This is a genomic window from uncultured Cyclobacterium sp. (genome assembly GCF_963976465.1).
GTDB lineage: Bacteria > Bacteroidota > Bacteroidia > Cytophagales > Cyclobacteriaceae > Cyclobacterium.
Window position 1 is genome coordinate 1 of the sequence record NZ_CAXBOC010000503.1, and the last position, 3,925, is coordinate 3,925.

Annotated in this window: 3 protein-coding genes; 1 reads left to right on the forward strand and 2 read right to left on the reverse strand. The window is 38.4% G+C overall.

Annotated features, from left to right (window positions below; all coding sequences use genetic code 11):
• Positions 1 to 90: 90 nt before the first annotated feature.
• Positions 91 to 2,040 carry a penicillin acylase family protein gene (locus AAC037_RS21160; protein ID WP_339905420.1) on the reverse strand — a complete coding sequence of 650 codons (1,950 nt, stop codon included), beginning with the start codon at positions 2,038 to 2,040 and terminating at the stop codon, positions 91 to 93.
• A complete protein-coding gene (locus AAC037_RS21165) occupies positions 2,037 to 2,507 on the reverse strand; it encodes a DUF2911 domain-containing protein (RefSeq protein WP_339905421.1) in 471 nt (156 codons plus the stop codon). Before AAC037_RS21165 ends, AAC037_RS21160 begins: the two co-directional genes overlap by 4 nt.
• A 417-nt stretch (positions 2,508 to 2,924) precedes the next feature.
• On the opposite strand from AAC037_RS21165, the gene AAC037_RS21170 reads away from it, so the two are divergent.
• Positions 2,925 to 3,925, forward strand: a 1,001-nt coding sequence (locus AAC037_RS21170; protein WP_339905422.1) for an endonuclease/exonuclease/phosphatase family protein, incomplete at its 3' end; no start/stop codon positions are given.

Consider the following 3,925-nt stretch of genomic DNA (forward strand, 5'->3'; position numbering starts at 1 on the left):
GAAGTAAATATTTAGAACGTAGGCAGAAGTTAATGTATTGGTGGTCTGAGCATATTGAACAAGCTCAGTTTGGAAAGTTAAATAAATCTACTAAGGGTTTAAAGGTTGTAGGTTAAATTTATTGGGATAGGAAATTGGCAAACCTTCAGTATCCCAGGAGGCGTACAAAGCCTTTTCCGTTTGATTCCACCAGGATTGAAACAATGCCGGAGCCATTTCATCAGAAGCAGCATCATAGTCCCAGGCCTCCAATCGAGCCAACCACTTTTCTCCCAACACTTTGTTCTGCCTATTTAGACTATCAAGCATCAGGGGCAATATTTCCGAAGCATGTAGATTATAATTATCCAATTGCAATGCCTTCATATCGTCAACTGTAATAGCAGTACGTTGCAATAATTGGTCTGAAATTCTTCTATTTCTGAAATATTCATAATTATTGTTGTAAACAAAATAAGGATAATTATCAGAAACCGGATGTTGGTTGGCGGAAGTAACAAACTTCTTTTCGGGATTTATTTCTTCGGCATTATGGGCTTCGGGAATATAGCCTTGCCATTCGTAAAATGGCTTGCTTCCATCCATCAAATATTTGCCCTGCCCGCTCCATTTCAAGGGAAACTTCCCCTGCACCTTAATGCCGATATCTCCGTTTCGGGAAGCAAATACGAAATTCTGCGCCGGAGCAGCATAGTGGGTCAGGGCCTCCTCAAAATCGGAATAATCTTTGGCTTTGTTTAAGTTAATGAATGTTTTTTGTTCATTGGAGTCTCCATGGGCCGTCCACTTCAAGGCAAAGTTTGCCGGCTTTCCTTTCATTTTGAAATTCCTGTCGTAAACGACCGGACCATAATGGGTATAGATCACAGTATCAACAAAATCATTTTGTCCTTTTACTGTGAAAGTTTCAAGCTGACGCCTGCTTTGGATCCATTGCCCATTGTATAAATATTCTTCCCTGGAGGAGTCCTTAAAGGTAATTTTGTACCAATCTTTTACATCTCTGTCTGCATTGGTCATTCCCCAGGCTAAATTCTCATTGAAGCCAATGATAACACCTAAAGTCCCGGGTAAGGTGGCTCCTTTTACCGCATATTCAGGAGTGCTTAGCTGAGCAGCAAACCATAATGAAGGTAGGTTAAGCGCCAAATGCGGGTCATTGGCCAGAATCGGAAAACCTGAAGCAGTTTTCTCTCCTGAAACGGCCCAATTGTTTGAACCCAAACCGGGTTCTTTTTCCGGTAGCAATTGGGTGATTTTAATAGAGTCAATGTAAGTTGTTTCAGGCTCTTTTACTTTAATCGGCTCAAAGTCCCAGGTTTCTTTAGCTACCACAGGCACCACTCCTTGGGGATGCTCCGGGAAAAGACTTTGCTGCCACTCGGCACCAAACAAGTTGCGGAAATTAGTATTGGCCAAATCACTATCTCCCGATAAGGTTTCCGCCATGTTCATTAGAAATAGAAGCGATTTGTAGGGAGTCCAAGGCTCGGGGTAATAATCTAAAAGTTTGTATTCCAAAGGCAATTCTGCCTGAGAAAGTTGGTGGATATAAGCATTCACTCCTTCGGCGTAAGCCTCCATCAACTGCAGAGTTCGAGGATCATTTTTTTTAAGATACTTCAGCTTATTTTTTGCTCCAAAGCCCAAGCCTTTTCTGCGCATTTCCCTATCTCTTTTTAAAGCTATCTCTCCGACAATTTCAGAAAGCCTGCCTTCAGCAGCCAAAGCCTGAAATTCCATTTGCCATAACCTATGTCTGGCGGTGGTATAACCTTGGACTTTATAAAGGTCTTCTTCATTTTCCGCAAAAATATGCGGGATGAGGTTTTTATCGTAGGTTACCTCCACTTCCGCCTGAAGTCCGGCTAGGTTGACTTCCGAATCAGGATTATAATCCTCACTGTATGCATTTTGCCAGAACCCTTTGAAGGGATCAAAAATCTTGGCCAAAGGAGGTAAGCTGGCCATGTTTATTGATAAACTTACAGCCAATAATAGTGAAAACAGCAATGAAAAAAAGAACCCTATATATTTCATTCAATATTTACCAATACTTTAGCTTTTTCCCATTTAATTTCTATTCCTTTATTTACCACTTCGATGGAAAGCATTTCCTGATGGTCAGTTCCAAAAGTTGGGCTGACATCTACCCGTAATACATCATTCTCTTCATTGTATTGAAAATGACCATGTTCCAGATCCCAATCCGAGTTTAAAATGATTGTCCAAGGCTCATCTTCCTTAGGAATGGTAAACAAAGAATACCTTCCTGCCTCCACCGCTTCTCCTTCTACTTTAACTCCTTTCTCGAAGGTCACATTTGTTGCTTCATTCGCCCCTGTTCTCCAAACCTCACCATAGGGCACCAAATCTCCCCAGATAACCCGTCCTTTAACTGAAGGTGCACCATATTCTACAGCCACAGCTTTTCCACCAATATTACCGGAAGTTGTTTTTAAAGGACTGGCCCTTTCTTTGACGTCATTTGTTGTATCCTCCGTCATCGTTTCATTTGACTTTGAAGAGGGATTTGAACAAGAGAAAACCCCAAAGCATATGGAAAAAACTAATAAACTAAAAAATAGTTTTCTAAGGTCATTCATAGTGATAAAGATTAAATTTCACACTAATCTATGTATTTTTTCCTTAATCAGCCATGCATTAAAGGTTAAATATCAATTTCAAGCCACCCATGGTTAATCTATGGTTTAAATTAAATTCCTGATACCAGTTAAAACCTTATTTTAGGACTTGTGGAAACTTCATTTTTTTGGTTGGCAGGATATTTTTAATTTTGGATTAAAATTTATGGCCTGAAAAATAGGCAGGGCTAATATTGGAGCAATACCCTGAGTAAAAAAATAAATCTATTGGTATCGCACAAAATTATTACCAATTTGTGAATTATTTAAATCTTCACTATGCGCTTTATTATCATTTCTATTTTTTTTATTTCTATGGCCCTATTTTTCAGCGTGCATATTTCACCTGAAACATGGGATTATACCGGCCTTTTGCCTTTGCTCATTCCTGTTTTTCTAATGCTCAATATTTTTTTGGTTGTCTTATTGCTTTTCGGAAGATTTCGATTAATTATTTACCCGATCCTGGCATTAATTATTGGATGGAAGTTTCTAGTGGTAACTTTTCAGTGGAACGAGCCCGATACCAGCACTGAAGGCTTTACTTTTTTGAGTTACAATACCATGTTATTTAACAATAGCTGGGGCAAGGATAACGAAAATATGATAACAAATTCCATAAAATGGGCAAAAGAAAACCCCTCTGACATCAAGTGTTTTCAAGAGTTTTATCAAGATTACACCACCCCCTCGAGAAATTCCTTAAAGATGATCAGTGATAATGGTACTTATGAATATGCCTATTATTCTGCAAATGGGAATGAAAAAAAGAAATCCTATGGTATTGCTATATTCAGTAAATACCCTATCATCAATAGTGGTAAGGTCTTTGACAATAAAAGAAATAACGGAGCCATGTTTGCCGATATTAAAATTAACCAAGATACCATAAGGGTTTACAATACCCATTTGGAATCCATGAATATCAAAGCTGCAGACCTTGACAATCTGGATGGAATAAAAAATCAATACCGGGCTACAATTAAGAAATTAAAGGAGGGAATAAAGCTTAGAACTTCTCAGATGTTGCTCTTAAAAAAGCACATGGCAGATAGCCCATACCCGCTTATTTTAGCAGGGGATTTTAATGATTTGCCATACAGCTATACTTACTTCAAACTTAGGGAGGATTTTGAAAATGCTTTTGAAAGCAAAGGCAGGGGCTTTGGTTTTACCTATAATAAGGTTTTGTTTTTCTTGCGTATTGACAATATGTTTTTTGATAAAGCATTGGAAGTATTACAGTTTAAAACTTTAAGGGAGGTAGATTATTCAGATCA

Excerpts from the sequence above, each read along its gene's own strand:
- AAC037_RS21160 (WP_339905420.1), bottom strand. The coding sequence starts at position 2,040 with ATGAAATATATAGGGTTCTTTTTTTCATTGCTGTTTTCACTATTATTG.
- AAC037_RS21165 (WP_339905421.1), bottom strand. The coding sequence starts at position 2,507 with ATGACGGAGGATACAACAAATGACGTCAAAGAAAGGGCCAGTCCTTTA.